This window comes from Alteromonas sp. AMM-1 (assembly GCF_047290655.1).
Taxonomy (GTDB): Bacteria; Pseudomonadota; Gammaproteobacteria; order Enterobacterales; family Alteromonadaceae; genus Alteromonas; species Alteromonas mangrovi.
Genome location: NZ_JBLBUE010000084.1, coordinates 1 through 14,928 on the forward strand (window position 1 = coordinate 1; position 14,928 = coordinate 14,928).

General features: G+C 47.5%; 14 protein-coding genes. 3 read left to right on the forward strand and 11 right to left on the reverse strand.

What is annotated here, in order from left to right; all coding sequences use genetic code 11:
* The 6 genes from ytpR to ACLR2L_RS13065 all read right to left on the reverse strand — a co-directional run.
* Positions 1-767: YtpR family tRNA-binding protein (ytpR, locus tag ACLR2L_RS13040; protein WP_413368623.1), on the reverse strand; the 767-nt coding region annotated here is incomplete at its 3' end.
* A gap of 12 nt (positions 768-779) precedes the next feature.
* The gene (gene pheS, locus ACLR2L_RS13045) at positions 780-1,760 is read right to left on the reverse strand and encodes a phenylalanine--tRNA ligase subunit alpha (protein ID WP_140960235.1); all 981 of its coding nucleotides are present in this window, start codon (positions 1,758-1,760) and stop codon (positions 780-782) included.
* A gap of 204 nt (positions 1,761-1,964) precedes the next feature.
* Positions 1,965-2,504, reverse strand: coding sequence for a hydrolase (locus ACLR2L_RS13050; protein WP_413368624.1), 540 nt, complete (start codon positions 2,502-2,504; stop codon positions 1,965-1,967).
* A gap of 54 nt (positions 2,505-2,558) precedes the next feature.
* Positions 2,559-2,750 (reverse strand): CsbD family protein, encoded by a 192-nt coding sequence (locus ACLR2L_RS13055; protein ID WP_140960239.1) that lies wholly within the window; start codon positions 2,748-2,750, stop codon positions 2,559-2,561.
* Positions 2,751-3,003: 253 nt separating this feature from the next.
* Positions 3,004-6,069 carry an efflux RND transporter permease subunit gene (locus ACLR2L_RS13060; RefSeq protein ID WP_413368625.1) on the reverse strand — a complete coding sequence of 1,022 codons (3,066 nt, stop codon included), beginning with the start codon at positions 6,067-6,069 and terminating at the stop codon, positions 3,004-3,006.
* A 2-nt stretch (positions 6,070-6,071) separates the two neighbouring features.
* Positions 6,072-7,160 carry an efflux RND transporter periplasmic adaptor subunit gene (locus tag ACLR2L_RS13065; RefSeq protein ID WP_413368626.1) on the reverse strand — a complete coding sequence of 363 codons (1,089 nt, stop codon included), beginning with the start codon at positions 7,158-7,160 and terminating at the stop codon, positions 6,072-6,074.
* A 91-nt stretch (positions 7,161-7,251) separates the two neighbouring features.
* On the opposite strand from ACLR2L_RS13065, the gene ACLR2L_RS13070 reads away from it, so the two are divergent.
* Positions 7,252-8,160, forward strand: coding sequence for a LysR family transcriptional regulator (locus ACLR2L_RS13070; RefSeq protein ID WP_413368627.1), 909 nt, complete (start codon positions 7,252-7,254; stop codon positions 8,158-8,160).
* Positions 8,161-8,586: 426 nt separating this feature from the next.
* Here ACLR2L_RS13070 and rplT read toward each other — a convergent pair whose 3' ends face one another.
* The 4 genes from rplT to thrS all read right to left on the reverse strand — a co-directional run bounded on the left by rplT (position 8,587) and on the right by thrS (position 11,863).
* Complete coding sequence (rplT, locus tag ACLR2L_RS13075; protein WP_140960247.1) at positions 8,587-8,943, reverse strand: 50S ribosomal protein L20; 357 nt, start codon at positions 8,941-8,943, stop codon at positions 8,587-8,589.
* Positions 8,944-8,961: 18 nt separating this feature from the next.
* On the reverse strand, positions 8,962-9,159 hold the full coding sequence (gene rpmI, locus ACLR2L_RS13080) for a 50S ribosomal protein L35 (protein ID WP_140960249.1): 198 nt from the start codon (positions 9,157-9,159) through the stop codon (positions 8,962-8,964).
* 114 nt (positions 9,160-9,273) lie between these two features.
* Entirely contained in the window at positions 9,274-9,813 is a 540-nt protein-coding gene (infC, locus tag ACLR2L_RS13085; protein WP_413368632.1) for a translation initiation factor IF-3, read from the reverse strand.
* Positions 9,814-9,946: 133 nt separating this feature from the next.
* Entirely contained in the window at positions 9,947-11,863 is a 1,917-nt protein-coding gene (gene thrS / locus ACLR2L_RS13090) for a threonine--tRNA ligase (protein ID WP_413368628.1), read from the reverse strand.
* A gap of 305 nt (positions 11,864-12,168) precedes the next feature.
* Here thrS and ACLR2L_RS13095 point away from each other — a divergent pair, with 305 nt between their 5' ends.
* On the forward strand, positions 12,169-13,053 hold the full coding sequence (locus tag ACLR2L_RS13095) for a fructosamine kinase family protein (RefSeq protein WP_413368629.1): 885 nt from the start codon (positions 12,169-12,171) through the stop codon (positions 13,051-13,053).
* A 23-nt stretch (positions 13,054-13,076) separates the two neighbouring features.
* Complete coding sequence (locus tag ACLR2L_RS13100) at positions 13,077-14,111, forward strand: DUF3080 family protein (RefSeq protein WP_413368630.1); 1,035 nt, start codon at positions 13,077-13,079, stop codon at positions 14,109-14,111.
* Between the two features lie 15 nt (positions 14,112-14,126).
* Here ACLR2L_RS13100 and ACLR2L_RS13105 read toward each other — a convergent pair whose 3' ends face one another.
* The gene (locus tag ACLR2L_RS13105; RefSeq protein WP_413368631.1) at positions 14,127-14,765 is read right to left on the reverse strand and encodes a CPBP family intramembrane glutamic endopeptidase; all 639 of its coding nucleotides are present in this window, start codon (positions 14,763-14,765) and stop codon (positions 14,127-14,129) included.
* Positions 14,766-14,928 lie beyond the last annotated feature (163 nt).

A 14,928-nucleotide genomic window follows, 5' to 3' on the forward strand; every position in this document is an offset into this window, starting at 1 on the left:
ACAAAGTTAGTCACATCAACAATGGGGTCGATGCTACGAATGCCGCTGCGACGCAGTTTTTCCGTTAACCACAGTGGTGATTGGGCTTTTACATTTACGCCCTTTACTACCCGGCCAAGATAGCGCGGACATGCATCCGGCGCACTTAACGTAATGGCCAGCTTGTCTTCAATAGTTGGCGCAACCGCTTCAATCTGAGGTTCGGTTACGTCGGCATTATTTAATACGCCAACCTCGCGGGCGATACCGCGAACACCAAGACAATCGGCGCGATTGGGCGTTAAATCTACTTCAATCGTAACATCGTCTAAGCTCAGGTAATCGCGGATGTCTGCACCAATGGGCGCATCCAGTGGTAATTCAATAATACCGCTGTGATCGTCACTGATACCCAGCTCAGAAAAGCTGCACAGCATACCGTGAGACGGCTGTCCTCGCAGTTTTGCTTTTTTGATCTTAAAATCACCCGGCAATACAGCGCCCACTTTGGCGACAGCCACTTTCAGGCCAAGACGGCAGTTTGGTGCACCACAAACGATGTCCAGTAATTCGTCTTCGCCTACGTTAACTTTTGTTACGCGCAATTTGTCTGCGTCAGGGTGTTGTCCACACTCAACCACCTCGCCTACTACTACGCCAGAGAAATCTCCCGCAACCGGCTCAACGCCGTCTACTTCCAGCCCCGCCATGCTAAGCTGTTCGCACAGTTCATCCTGTGACGCAGCAGGGTTAACCCATTCTCTTAACCACTTTTCACTGAATTTCATGTTGATGCCGCCTTAGTTGAACTGCTTGAGGAAACGGAGGTCGTTTTCGAAAAACGCGCGCAAATCATTCACGCCGTAACGCAACATGGTTAAACGCTCAACGCCCATTCCAAAGGCGAAACCAGTGTATTCTTCCGGGTCGATACCCACCGCACGCAGTACATTGGGATGCACCATACCGCAACCGAGTACCTCCAGCCACTGGCCATTCTTACCCATTACATCTACCTCTGCTGAAGGTTCAGTGAACGGGAAGTAAGATGGACGGAAGCGTACCTGTAATGACTCCTCGAAGAAGTTTTGCAGGAAGTCGTGCAGAATGCCTTTCAGCTCAGTAAAGCTCACATTTTTATCAACCATCAGGCCTTCTACCTGGTGGAACATAGGCGTGTGAGTCTGATCGTAATCGTTACGGTAAACGCGTCCGGGTGAAATAATACGCAAAGGCGGCTTTTCTGCTTCCATGGTGCGAATTTGTACACCCGACGTTTGCGTGCGCAACATAATTTCCGGGTTAAAGTAGAAGGTATCATGGTCGGCACGGGCCGGGTGATTAGCCGGAATATTCAACGCGTCAAAGTTGTGGAAGCTGTCTTCCACTTCCGGACCGGTTTTAACCGCAAAGCCCAGTTCACCAAAGAATTGCTCGATACGCATGATAGTGCGTGAAACCGGATGCAAGTTACCTGCAAACTCTGTACGGCCTGGCAAGGTTACATCTACCGCTTCTTCGGCCAGCTTTTGATTCATCTCGGCTGCGCGCAGGGCATCGCCCTTTTCGCCTATGGCCTGTTGAATAATTTGCTTTGCTTCGTTAATTTTTTGCCCGGCGAGTGGACGTTCTTCAGCAGACAACTGGCCCAACCCTTTCAACAGGTCAGTTAGTTTGCCCTTTTTACCCATGAACTCCACCCGAACCTGGTCGAGCGTGGCTGCATCGCTGGCAGCATCAATCTCGGCTTTCGCCTGACTGACTATCGCTTCAAGCTCCATGATTACCCCAATTTGGTACAAAATTACTGTGTGGCAAATCCGGCTTGGCTAAAGGCATCAATGCTGCTAAACGGCCGGATCTGTAAAAGGCCGACATTTTACACAAAGGATAAAAGGCACGGCTACCCTAACGGGCTGATTTCAGCAAATAAAATGCAAAAACCTGCAAAATTGCAGGTTTTTTATGGCTAAACGCGTGTTCCGCTATTTTACAAGCGGCAGGATTGCTTTAAATTCGGGTATATCGGCCCGCTGTAGTAACTCATACAGTGCCATTTCCACACAGGTTAGCACAGCGCCTGAACGTTGCATTTTATCCAGCGCCAGGGCTTTGTGTTCCGGATTTCTGGAAGACACAGCGTCACTCACCACGTGTGCGTTGTAACCGTTTTCCAACAAGTCACATACGGTTTGATATACACAAATATGTGCTTCAATGCCGCAAACCAGCCAATCTTTGCGCCCGGTTGATGCTATAGCCTGTGAAATTACGCTGTTGCCAAGCGCACTGAAGGTTGATTTAGCGTAGGGTTCACAACCACTTAAATGTGCTGCAACTGCCGGTACGGTTGCACCGAGTTTGTCTGGCAATTGCTCCACCCAAATTACGGGCAGTCCCAGCAATTTCGCCCCCTGAATTAACGTACTTACAGCACCCAGAGTTTCGTTACTATTGGCGACCAGTGTGGCCAGCTTGCCTTGCACATCAATCAGTATCAGGCCGGTATATGACAGGGTTAACATAGTGATTGCTCCTCATTGGCACTGGCTATATTGCACAGTGCCAATGTATCACCTTTATGATTGAAGTGCGTTAAATTCGCGACGGGCTTTTTCTTTGCTCATGCCATATTTTTCCTGCATTTTGCCGTAGAAAACCTCAAACTTACCTTCCATTTGCTCAACTTCATCCTGGGTAAGTTTGCCCCACTTCTGCTTAACTGTACCGGTAAGTTGTAACCATTTGCCTTTCGCTATATCGGTATTCATAGTTCGCTCCATAGTATTCAGAAGAATTACCCGAACAGACCTTCGCCGGGCCTTATGCGCTGTGCCATCACTAGCTGTAGCAATCTTGCGCATAAATGGATATCTGCTAAATACGTACCATTATTAACCTTATTAAAACCAATAAGTTACGAATCAATTAGCTGTGCAGTTTGTAGCGAAGTCATACCTGAGTGAAATACTTACAAAAAAACCCGGCGTGATGGATCAGGCCGGGTTGTTTATGGAATTTTCGTTAGTGAGCAGGCTTTATTTTAAATACCAGGCTGTACAACACCGGCACAAACACCAGCGTCAGTAAGGTGGCAAAGCCCAGACCAAACATGATCACCACGGCCATACTGGCAAAGAAGTCGTCAAACAACAGCGGGATCATGCCCAAAATGGTAGTAATTGCCGCCATACATACCGGTCGCACACGACTCAAGGTTGCATGAAACAAGGCAGAATAAGGTGCTTTGCCTTCTTCCAGTTCCAGCTTTACCTGCTCAACCAGCACGATACCATTTTTAATGATCATGCCCGACAAGCTCAGGAAACCCAGTAACGCCATAAAGCCAAACGGTGCGCCGGTAATCAATAATCCGTAACTTACTCCGATGAGTGCCAATGGAATACATGCCCAGATAATCCCAGCGATTCGCGCAGAGGCAAATAGCAATACGGTGGTAATAAACATGATCAGGTAACCCAGCGGCAGCGAACCAAAAATGGCTTTTTGTGCTTTGGTAGAGGCCTCAAACTCGCCCCCCCACTCCAACTCATAGCCCACAGGTAATGCAATCGCTTCAATTTGGCCACGTACCCGAGAGAAAAGCTTGGCAGCCGTTTCAGTACCTAAAATATCGTGGTCGGCCATCACCGTAATGGTGCGCTTGCGGTCGCGGCGCATAATAATAGGATCTTCCCATACTACGTCGAACTTGCGCACAATTTGGGTAATCGGAATAAACTGCTGTGCAGTAGACGAATAAATTTGCAGGTTTTCCAGATTATCCGCCGTAAGGCGCTCCTCCGGTGGTGGCCTGCTGATAATAGGCAGCAAATCTGTACCATCGCGATACACGCCAATTTGGGCACCGCTGAAGCTGGTTAACAACAAGCTATCCAAGTCAGCTTTGCTAATGCCTACCCGTCTTGCGGCCGCTTCATTAAACACCGGGCGGATCACTTTGGTTTGCTGACGCCAGTTATCGCGAATATTACGCGCACCGGGGTCGCTCTCTAATACGCGTTTGGCTTCTTCCGACAATTGACGCAGTACCAACGGATCGGGGCCACTAAAACGCGCTTCAATTTTAGCATCGGTAGAGGGCCCAATTTCCAGCCGCTTAATTTTGAAGAACATCTCACTATGCTCAGATTCCATGTAGTCACGCAACTTGGGCAATTGAGCTTCCAGCGCTTCTCCATCGCGCATGCGGATCACCAACTGAGCATAAGTGGGATAGCTTTTTTCGGTTTTGTAAGTGAGCATGAAGCGCGCCAATCCCTGACCAACTGTGGTAGTAACTTCCTCTACCCCATCCTGCTGTAGCATGTGCTTTTCAATTTCACCCATTTTCTGGGCATTCACACGAATATCGGTGCCGGCTTTATGCCATACGTCAACCAGGAACATGGGGGTAGTCGACGGCGGGAAAAATGCCTGCTTAACCTGCCCAAACGCAATAACAGCACTTACCAGTAACGCAACCATGGTAGTAACGGTAAGCCAGCGCCAACGCAAGGCAAAGCCCAATATACCGCTAAACACATCAAAAATGATGCCTTTATAAATATCTTCACTGTCTTTAATTTCACCTTCGGCGCCATTGTCTTCATCTTTAAACAGTAATGAAGCAAAGAAAGGCGTCAGTGTGATTGCGGTTACCCAGCTCAGTAACAGGCTAACAAACAATACCCAGAACAGGCTGCCAGCAAACTCACCGGTAGCATCGCTCGACAGGCCAATCGGCGCAAAGGCAATGATTGCAATCACTGTGGCACCTAAAAGGGGCCACATGTTCTGGCTCACTACCTGTGCAGCGGCATCGCGTTTGCTCATTCCGCGCTTCATGCCTATCAGGATCCCTTCGGTAACCACAATGGCATTATCAACCAGCATCCCCAGGGCTATAATTAATGCACCCAGTGAAATACGCTGCAAGTTTATGTCCATCTGCTGCATAAAGATAAACGTGCCCAGCACAGTAAGCAGCAGTATAAGTCCAATTAACAGCCCAGACTTGAGTCCCATAAACAGCAGTAGCACTACAATCACTATGCCCACGGCTTCGGCCAGGTTTAACATAAACCCGTACACCGACTTATCTACCTCAGCCGGCTGGTTATAAATGAAATCAGTATCCATACCAACCGGACGCATGTATTCAAGCTCCTGCATGCGTTGCTGAATACGTTCCCCCACTTCCACTACATTCACGCCATCGGCAAATGAAATCCCCAGCAGCAAGGCCTGTTGCCCGGCGTATTGGATTAAGTTATCTGGTACTTCTTCATAGCCCCGGTAAACACGCGCTACATCACATAAGTAAATTTGCTCAGACGCGCCCGCCTGGCTAATTAACAGGTTTTCCAGTTCTTTAACCGATTCAAATTCGCCGGTTGGGTAAATGCGAATATATTCATCACCAATTTTTACCCTTCCGGCATTGGATACCTGATTCTGTGTAACCAGCAAAGAGCTGATACGACTTGGGCTGATCCCCAGTGACACGATTTTAGAACGCGATATTTCTACGAAAACCTGCTCGTCCTGCTCGCCTTGCAGGGTAACTTTGCCTACCCCGTCAACCAGCACCAGTTCTCGCTTTAAGAAATCCACGTAATCATTAATGTCTTTATACTGATAGCCATCACCAGTTACAGCGATGAGCATGCCGTACACGTCGGCAAAATCGTCTATAATTTTGGGCGGGTACACACCCGAGGGTAACGATGGCGTCAAATCATTGATTTTACGACGCATCTCCTCCCATATCCCGCGCAAGTCGTCTTTGCGGTAGATACTTTTCATTTCTACCATGATCTGGGATTTACCGGCGGTTGAAACAGACTGAATATTGTCTACATAAGGCAATTGCTGAATAGCATTTTCTATGGGATAGGTTACCTCTTCTTCTACCTGTGTAGGCGAAGCGCCCGGGTACAGGGTGATCACCATGGCTTGTTTAATGGTGAACTGCGGATCTTCCAGCCGCCCCAAATTTAAAAACGCAATGATCCCACCAATCAACAGAATAAGGGTCACCATCCAACTGGATGTGCGATTATTAACAAAATAACTGGCGATGTTCACAACTACAGCCCCCGTTCTTTTTGCCAAATCCGTACTGTATCGCCCGCGTTCAGGCGGTGAACCCCCGCTTCAACAATTTGTTCTGAAGTGTTTAACCCCTGTATAACTTTAAAACCCTGCTCCGAAATACCGCCGAGTGTTACCGCGCGTTTTTCCAGTGTCATATTGTCAGTGATCACAAACACATAACTTTGCTGGGCATTTTCAGCATCGGCAAACACGGCTGATGCGGGTACATTCCAGCCACCACTCTTCACTTTCATTACCTGATCCAGCTGTGCACGCACCGTGGCCGACATGCCCGGAAATACGTTAAAGCTATCAGGGCGGGGTAACTGAAATACCACCTTATAGGTGTTGGTTGCCGGATCGGCATCAGCGTCATATTCCTTTAAGGTTGCGCGAAATACCTCATCCGGATGCGTGTCGAATCTAACCTCAGGCTGATAGGTAGCTTCTTTGTCCAGGTTAGACAGCAAATCTTCCGGAATTTGGATGGCCACATCCACTACCGTATTTTTCTGTAACGAAAATACGGGCTGTTGAGCGGTGACACTTTCGTAATTTTCTACAAAGCGCTGTGCAACTTGTCCACCAAACGGTGCATGTAATTGCGTATAGGCCAGGTTGGTCTTGGCTGATTTTAACGCCGCTGCTGCCACTTGTAACTGCGCATTGGCTTCATCAAAACCGGCTTTTGACGCCAATTGCTTCTCCAGCAATGTTTTTGCGCGGTCGTACTGCACTTTTGCCAAGTCGTAATTGGCCTGAGCTTGATCCACGGCGATTTGGTAGTCAGTGGGATCTAATTTCGCCAGTAGCTGACCCGACTGAACCATTTGTCCGGACGTAACCAATAATTCCGACAACTCACCGGACACGCGAAACGCCAGCGTGGCGTCTTCACTGGCTTCCACTACGGCGGGAAATTCACGGTAGCCCCCCGTATCTCCCAAAGTGAGTGTAATTGCCTTCACCAGCTTGGTTTGATCTTTACTTACCGGTGCCACATCAGCTTGTCCGCCACAGCCTGCCAGCACGCTAACCAATGCCAATACGGCACTGATTTGAATATGAAATCGTTGGGTCACACACATTCTCCTAAAGCTTATGCTGGCAATATACGCCAATCCATACCAAAATAATATTTAATCTATTTTAGCCATATATTAAATTAAATTTATGACTCTTGAACAACTCCGCATGTTTGTTACGGTAGCCGAACTGGGGAGTATTGCCCGTGCCGCCGAGCAGTTACATAAAACACAACCCGCAATATCCATTGCCATTAAACGGTTACAGGAAGAATTTAAGCTAAGTTTATTGCAAAAAAGCGGTAACCGCCTGCAATTAACTGAAGATGGACAGCGCATGTTGCCGCACTGCCGGTATTTACTCAGGCAACAAGCCGATATATCAGGCCTGGCTGCCCACCTTAACCGTGACCACGAGCGTAAAGTTGAGCTGGTATTTGATACCATTTGCCAGCAGTTCACCATTTACGATGCAGTTATCAATACACAACAGGCGTTTCCTCACACAGAGCTCTACTTAACCTCGGTGGCCCGACTGGGCGCGTTGCAGCAGGTTATCAAAGGCACTGCAGATATTGCCATCACCCCCTGGATGCACAGTTTCCATGAACTGGCGACGTTTGACACCCTGCCCTTCGGCCAGTTTGAAGTGATTGCTGTTTTACATGTTAGCTGCCTGCGGAATTTGCACACACCGCCCAAACATTCCAGTCATCTGCACGATTTGCCTCTGCTGATGCCCCAGGCATTCGATATTGATATTGATATTGAGAAGATGATGGGCGTGGTACCCGCATTTACTATTCGTACAAACGACAGCGATACACAAAAAGCATTGCTTATGAAAGGCGCAGGATGGGGTTATATTCCTCGCGATAAAGTATCGGAAGAGCTGGCTTTGGGGGAATTAGTGGCTTTAAACTTAAGCGATGTTACCAGCAGTATCCGCGGAGAAATTAGTGCCGTGCGTAAGCTGGGTGAACAATATGGCCCGGTAAGTGAATTTCTGTGGCAGCAATTAATTAACATTGTGCAATCACAAGGACTCTCAACGTGAAACGCAGCTTAAAGCGCAAATGGTTTACTAAACCTGAAATGCTGGTGGCAGTAATACCAATTGGCAATCAATTCAGCTTTCATTGACCGGGCGTATGCCAAAACGTCGGTGTAGCCCAGCGTGTTAATAACGTCACAACAAAGGTAAACGGGCAATAGTGTCGTCCGGGCAGGATGTTTCGGTATTTGTGGTTACCGAGCCGGATTTGGTGTCTGTACTTCAAGACGCCAGTTTTGAGGTAAGTCTGTGTTACTGTTCCATTTACGAAGACTGCTGGATAACCTCAGGCATTGAAGCACCACAAGCGGTTAACGCTAGTGTTTTAAGCGATAAGAACAGATTTATACAATAATTCTTTCGCTGAAACGAAAAACGGCGAGCATCCCGCTCGCCGTTTTCCGAAAGAACTTAAACTTAATTAAATAATTAAGCTAATGCGCCTTTAGCCGCTACGACTAATGCGCTGAAAGCCGCTTTGTCATGTACTGCGATGTCGGCAAGGATCTTACGATCGATTTCAACAGACGCTTTCTTCAGACCGTTAATGAAACGGCTGTATGACATGCCATTTTGACGAGCCGCAGCGTTGATACGTGCAATCCACAGTTGACGGAATTGACGCTTGCGCTGACGACGGTCGCGATAAGCATATTGACCAGCTTTAGTTACAGCTTGTACCGCTACGCGATAAACGCGTGAACGGGCACCGTAATAACCTTTAGCTTGTTTTAAAACTTTTTTGTGACGTGCACGTGCGATTGTGCCGCGTTTAACTCTAGCCATTATTCAGTCTCCTCAAACTTAAACGTAAGGCAGCATGCGCTGTACTAATTTAGTATCAGAGTCATGAACCAGTTTTTTGCCACGCAGGTGACGTTTACGCTTAGAGCTCTTCTTAGTCAGAATGTGACGTAAGTGAGACTGTTTGCTTTTAAAGCGGCCAGAACCAGTTTTTCTAAAACGTTTGGCTGCACCACTAACAGATTTCATTTTAGGCATTGCTAAAACTCCGCATTGTTAATATCGGTTTGGGGTGTGCAGTCACCTTTCTACCGGTTAATATTTATAGCAGGGTGTTTTGGGGTGCAGATTCCCAAAAACTTTAAACCACTACTACTTCTTAAGTGGGGCGAGCACCATGATCATCTGACGACCTTCCACCTTTTTAGGGAAAGATTCGCAGTTTGATACGTCCTCCAGGTCCGTTTTTATACGTTCCAGCAGTTCGATACCAATATCTTGGTGAGCCATTTCACGTCCGCGGAAACGGATCGTAACTTTGGCTTTATCGCCACTTTCCAGAAAGCGACGCAGGTTGCGCAGTTTTACCTGGTAATCGCCTTCATCAGTGCCAGGGCGAAATTTAATCTCCTTGACCTGAATGAGTTTCTGTTTTTTCTTTTGCTCTTTTTGAGCTTTACTTTTTTCAAAGAGGAATTTGCCGTAGTCCATCACTTTACAGACCGGCGGCTCAGCATTAGGACTAATCTCAACAAGATCCAAACTGGCTTCTTCGGCGGAGCTGAGTGCTTCTCTTAGCGATACCACTCCTACCTGACTTCCATCCGCAGCAATTAAGCGGATTTCTCTTGCCGTAATTTCATCGTTAATCCGGGCTTTATCGCCCTGAGCCTTATTGTTAGCGCCTTTAATGTGCTAATCCTCCAACATTTTTAATCTTCACCTGGTTTTATATATTTGAAAGAAATTCTTTAAAACCAGACACTTATATTTTTGCTGTTACCAACGAAAACTCGCGGCACAATTGTAGTGCGCGAGTATACCGTTATTTGATGGATTTTCCAGCGATTTCTTCGTTTGCCAGACTAATAAAGGCATCGATTGGCATACTGCCTAAATCTTCGCCACGGCGCGAACGCACTGCCACCTGACCCGATTCCATCTCTTTGTCGCCCACCACCAGCATATAGGGTACGCGCTTGAGCGTATGTTCGCGAATTTTAAAGCCAATCTTTTCATTTCTCAAGTCAGACTTTACGCGGAAACCCTGTTCCTGCAGTTTTTCTGTAATTTGCTTGGCGTAGGGCGCCTGATTGTCGGTAATATTCATGACTACCATTTGCTTCGGCGCTAACCACAGCGGGAAGAAGCCTGCATACTCTTCAGTAAGAATACCGATAAAACGCTCCAGCGATCCCAATACCGCCCGGTGAATCATTACCGGTACTTTGCGCTCGCCGTCTTCTGCAACGTAAGTAGAGCCTAAACGGCCTGGCATAGAGAAGTCAGCCTGCACGGTACCGCACTGCCATGCGCGATCAAGGCAGTCATACAGGGTAAATTCAATTTTAGGATCGTAAAACGCGCCTTCACCAGGCAGATACTTAAACTCAATGCCTTTGCTGTTAAGCGCATCGGCCAGGGCTTTTTCAGCCTTGTCCCAAATCTCGTCACTGCCAACACGGTTTTCTGGTCGGGTAGACAATTTTACTTCGATTTTTTCAAAACCAAAGGTGCGATAGGCGTCGTAAATCATGTCAATACAGCTACACACTTCGTCCAGCATCTGCTCTTCTGTACAGAAAATGTGGGCGTCGTCCTGGGTAAAACCGCGCACACGCATCAGGCCGTGTAAGGCACCGGATGGCTCGTTGCGGTGACAACACCCAAACTCAGCCATACGCAATGGCAGGTCGCGGTATGACTTTAACCCCTGGTTAAATATCTGTACGTGACCAGGACAGTTCATGGGCTTAATGGCGTATTCACGCTTTTCTGATTCGGTAGTAAACATGTTCTCTGCGTACTTGTCCCAGTGACCAGAACGTTCCCACAGCACGCGGTCCATCATCAACGGACCTTTTACTCCATCGTAGCTGTAACGGCGCAGCATGTTGCGCACAAATTTTTCCAGCTCGGTATACACCGACCAACCATCGTTATGCCAGAACACCATGCCGGGTGCTTCTTCCTGCCAATGGAACAGATCAAGCGTTTTACCGATTTTACGGTGATCGCGCTTTTCAGCTTCTTCAAGGCGGGTTAAGTAAGCACTTAACTGCTTTTTGTCTGCCCAGGCGGTACCGTAGATACGCTGCAACATTTTATTGTCGCTGTTACCGCGCCAGTATGCACCTGCCACTTTCATTATTTTAAAGTGTTGGCAAAACTTCATGTTGGGCACGTGAGGGCCGCGACACATATCAATGTATTCTTCGTGGTGATACAAACCCGGGAAAGAGTCCTTCGGGATATTCTCGTCGAGAATCTCCATTTTGTAAGTTTCGCCGCGGGCTTCAAAGGTATCTCTCGCTTCCTGCCAGCTCACGTTTTTCTTAACTACGTCGTAATTCGTTTTTGCCAGATCCAGCATGCGCTTTTCAAGCTTCTGCAGGTCTTCCTGGGTCAGACTGTGCTCCATATCAACATCGTAGTAGAAACCATTGTCGATGGTAGGACCAATGGCCATTTTCGCATCTGGCCATAACTGCTTAATTGCATGACCAATTAAGTGCGCACAGCTGTGACGGATGATCTCAAGTCCGTCTTCGTCTTTTGCGGTGATGATTTGTAACGCAGCGTCTGATTCAATGATGTCGCAGGCGTCTACACGCTCGCCGTTTACACGACCAGCAATGGTCGCTTTTGCCAGACCAGGGCCGATATCGGCAGCAACATCTAATACAGAGACAGGGTTATCGAAAGAACGCTGACTTCCATCAGGAAGAGTAATAACAGGCATGAATCATCCTTACAGTGGTGACACCTACTCTGTGCCACTTGTGTTTGCTTTAATCATAAAAAAACACCCTGAGATGGGTGCGTGAAAGGGGTAAATCCCCTGTGTTTGCACGGATTATAACGCCTTCGATCTTTCATGCAACGCTTAAAAGAGAAATATCGTTATCAATCAGCCTGCTTTGCAAACGGGTATACAACGCACAAGGCTAAATGGTAGGCAAAAAATCACAAAATTCCTGCATGCTGAACTGGCAAAGGCATCAAATTATTCCATACTTACAGTAAACCCCATGACATTACCTGCACATGTGGCAATTCATCAGCGAAACGATTTCAGAGGTAACCGGTAATTTATTTGTGTGTCAGCACAGACAAGTGCTGCACGGCACAGATTCGCATCAGAGTGTAATGATCCGCGATGACGCCAGGCGATACTTTGTTAAATACCGCACGATGAAGCACCCTAACGACCTGGCTCTCGATGCCGAAGCAGAGGGATTAGCCGCGTTAGCCGCCACACAATGCATTAAAACTCCCGCTGTCATTTGCCAGGGCGTCATTGAAGAAAACGGTGGCTTACAGGAATACCTGGTACTGCAATTTTTGAAGCTACAACCTGCCAGCGGAGCACTCTGGTGGCGGTGTGGCGAACAACTGGCTTTAATGCACCGCTCTCCCACCACCAACCGATTTGGCTGGCACCGCCACAATTTTATTGGTCAAACGCGCCAGACCAATGAATTTACCTCAGGCTGGGCGCAATTTTTTGCAGAATATCGCATCGGCGTTATGCTGGAATCGCTGGCAAGACAAGGCCACAAATGGTGCAATATTGATGTATGCGTAACGCGCATTCATACATTTTTACAACATCATCAGCCCCTCCCTTCACTGGTTCACGGTGATTTATGGCATGGCAATATTGGATTTTGCCATAATCAACCCGTTATCTATGATCCTGCCGTTTATATAGGCGACCGTGAAACAGATATCGCCATGACCGAACTGTTCGGAAAATTGCCTGAGGCATTCTACGAAGGGTACCAGTCAACCTGGCCTTTAGAGCCAGATTATGCCAAGCGCCGTAAACTTTATCAGCTTTACCACGTACTTAATCATGCCGTATTATTTGGTGGTCAATATCTCATCACCGCGCAACAGGACGTCAACCAGATTTGCCAACAGTTGTAGATAACACTTCAGGGTTAATAAGTATGCAGCGATCCCAGCATTACTGGATTTGGCTGATTTTTGCCTTGTTAATGCTTCTCATTGGTTGCGCACCGGAAAATTCTGCCGCTCACCTTCAGGAATACCAAACCCGATTAGCGCGCACGTTGGATATCAGCATCCCCGCTTTACCTGAAACTCTGCCGCTACCTTACCCTGCCCGCAGCGAGTTGCTTAAGCATCCAACGGAAATCGCCATAGACCTAACTGAACTTTACAAGATTCAAACCTGTGAGCTTGGCAGCCTGGTTGCACAGCGCAACACTGCACTTGGCAAAGTTCAGGCATATTCAGTTCGCTTGCACTATGAACACACATTGCTTGCAGCTCTGAGCCAGTGTATTGCATTTTATCAGCAATCTGAGGTTACCTCAGAGGAGTCCATATCGCTCCTGCCTACCCTGCAACACTGGCAAGCAATCAAGCATGCAGACTTAACCGTTCATTGGAGCAACATGCTCACTCTCAGTGAAGAAACTAAACAGGCGTTTAGCCGCCCGATACCCGATTTACTGGTATCGCCACAGCTCGATATCACTGGGCAAGTAGCCGGACTGGCACAATTAAATGCGTATCAGACTTCCGGCACGTCACAGGCGAAGAAGCTGGAAAGCCAGCTTCAACAACTTGCAATTTTGCGATTACCTGCCAGTGTCTGGCTGGCTCAGCGACAATTGGCTCTGGGCCTGCCGGTTATCACCAAAGCTCTGGCCAGTGCATTACCGGATCAATCCTGTGGTAGCGGGCGTAATGACGATACCGCCGCCATTTTGCGCAATGTGTTTTATTTGTTTTTTATTGAGAAAATCCAACCGGTGGGTGGTCGAATCAATGCGTTCCACTATGCATTTGAGCCGGTTTCAAACGAATGGCAACAACACCCTGATTTACCAGACGCGTTTAAAGCCTATTTACAGAAGCAAGCGCAGGAATTTGGAAGGTATCAACAGGCTATGAAAGAACACATTAACCTATGGCAAACGTTTTTGGCTCGCTGCAATATGTCACCCATGGCCTGAATGGTTTGCAGCGTCCTACAACGTGTGCTGAATCGACAAAAACGACCCCAGCCCAATCGTAAATAAAAAGCAGCCCCATAACGAGTGCTCCACAATAACAACGGCTGTAGAGCGGCTCTGCATGTAGCGCAATCCAAACACTGCCCCACCAATAGCCGACACCACCACCGCTATCCAATTGCCATATATGGCATGCGCAAAGCCAAACAGTAAGGTGCTTACGCCAACTCTGATATACCGTGAGGGCATAATTTGTTTATAACGGTGGAAGAAAAAAGTGCGGTAGATAATCTCCTGCGGCACCACTGACAACAAGGGATAAAGCACCAGTGTCATTAACCAAAGCGAGGTTTGTTCTGCGGGCCATTGCAAAAATGCGTCGGGCAACCACCAGTACACCATCATGGCGGTTAAACAGGCCCAGGGAATAAATAGCTTTAATGAAGCCAGTAAATGGGGCTTGCCCTGCTGCCAGTTCCACAAGCGGAAACGCTTAAACGACTTGTCGGCTAATAACAGCCACAAACACACACCACCAATGACTACCAATGCAGCCAACAGGTACGGGCCAGCGTACTGAATACCAACAAGAAACAGCATAGGTAGTAAAACGAACAAAGCTACCAGCTCCATCCACAACTTATTTGGCGACACGGTTAAATCACTTACACGCAAACATGAATAATTAATGACAGTTGCATGAATTTTACACGACGAATGCGCAATTCGCTAATGTAACATTTACTTAATCAGTAGATTCTGGTTTGTATCCTGCTCTTCACAGCCAAATTAATATTTCATTAAATATCAACAACAT

Excerpts from the sequence above, each read along its gene's own strand:
- rplT (WP_140960247.1), bottom strand. The coding sequence starts at position 8,943 with ATGGCTAGAGTTAAACGCGGCACAATCGCACGTGCACGTCACAAAAAA.
- rpmI (WP_140960249.1), bottom strand. The coding sequence starts at position 9,159 with ATGCCTAAAATGAAATCTGTTAGTGGTGCAGCCAAACGTTTTAGAAAA.
- ACLR2L_RS13100 (WP_413368630.1), top strand. The coding sequence starts at position 13,077 with ATGCAGCGATCCCAGCATTACTGGATTTGGCTGATTTTTGCCTTGTTA.
- thrS (WP_413368628.1), bottom strand. The coding sequence starts at position 11,863 with ATGCCTGTTATTACTCTTCCTGATGGAAGTCAGCGTTCTTTCGATAAC.
- ACLR2L_RS13095 (WP_413368629.1), top strand. The coding sequence starts at position 12,169 with ATGTGGCAATTCATCAGCGAAACGATTTCAGAGGTAACCGGTAATTTA.
- ACLR2L_RS13050 (WP_413368624.1), bottom strand. The coding sequence starts at position 2,504 with ATGTTAACCCTGTCATATACCGGCCTGATACTGATTGATGTGCAAGGC.
- ACLR2L_RS13070 (WP_413368627.1), top strand. The coding sequence starts at position 7,252 with ATGACTCTTGAACAACTCCGCATGTTTGTTACGGTAGCCGAACTGGGG.
- pheS (WP_140960235.1), bottom strand. The coding sequence starts at position 1,760 with ATGGAGCTTGAAGCGATAGTCAGTCAGGCGAAAGCCGAGATTGATGCT.
- ACLR2L_RS13055 (WP_140960239.1), bottom strand. The coding sequence starts at position 2,750 with ATGAATACCGATATAGCGAAAGGCAAATGGTTACAACTTACCGGTACA.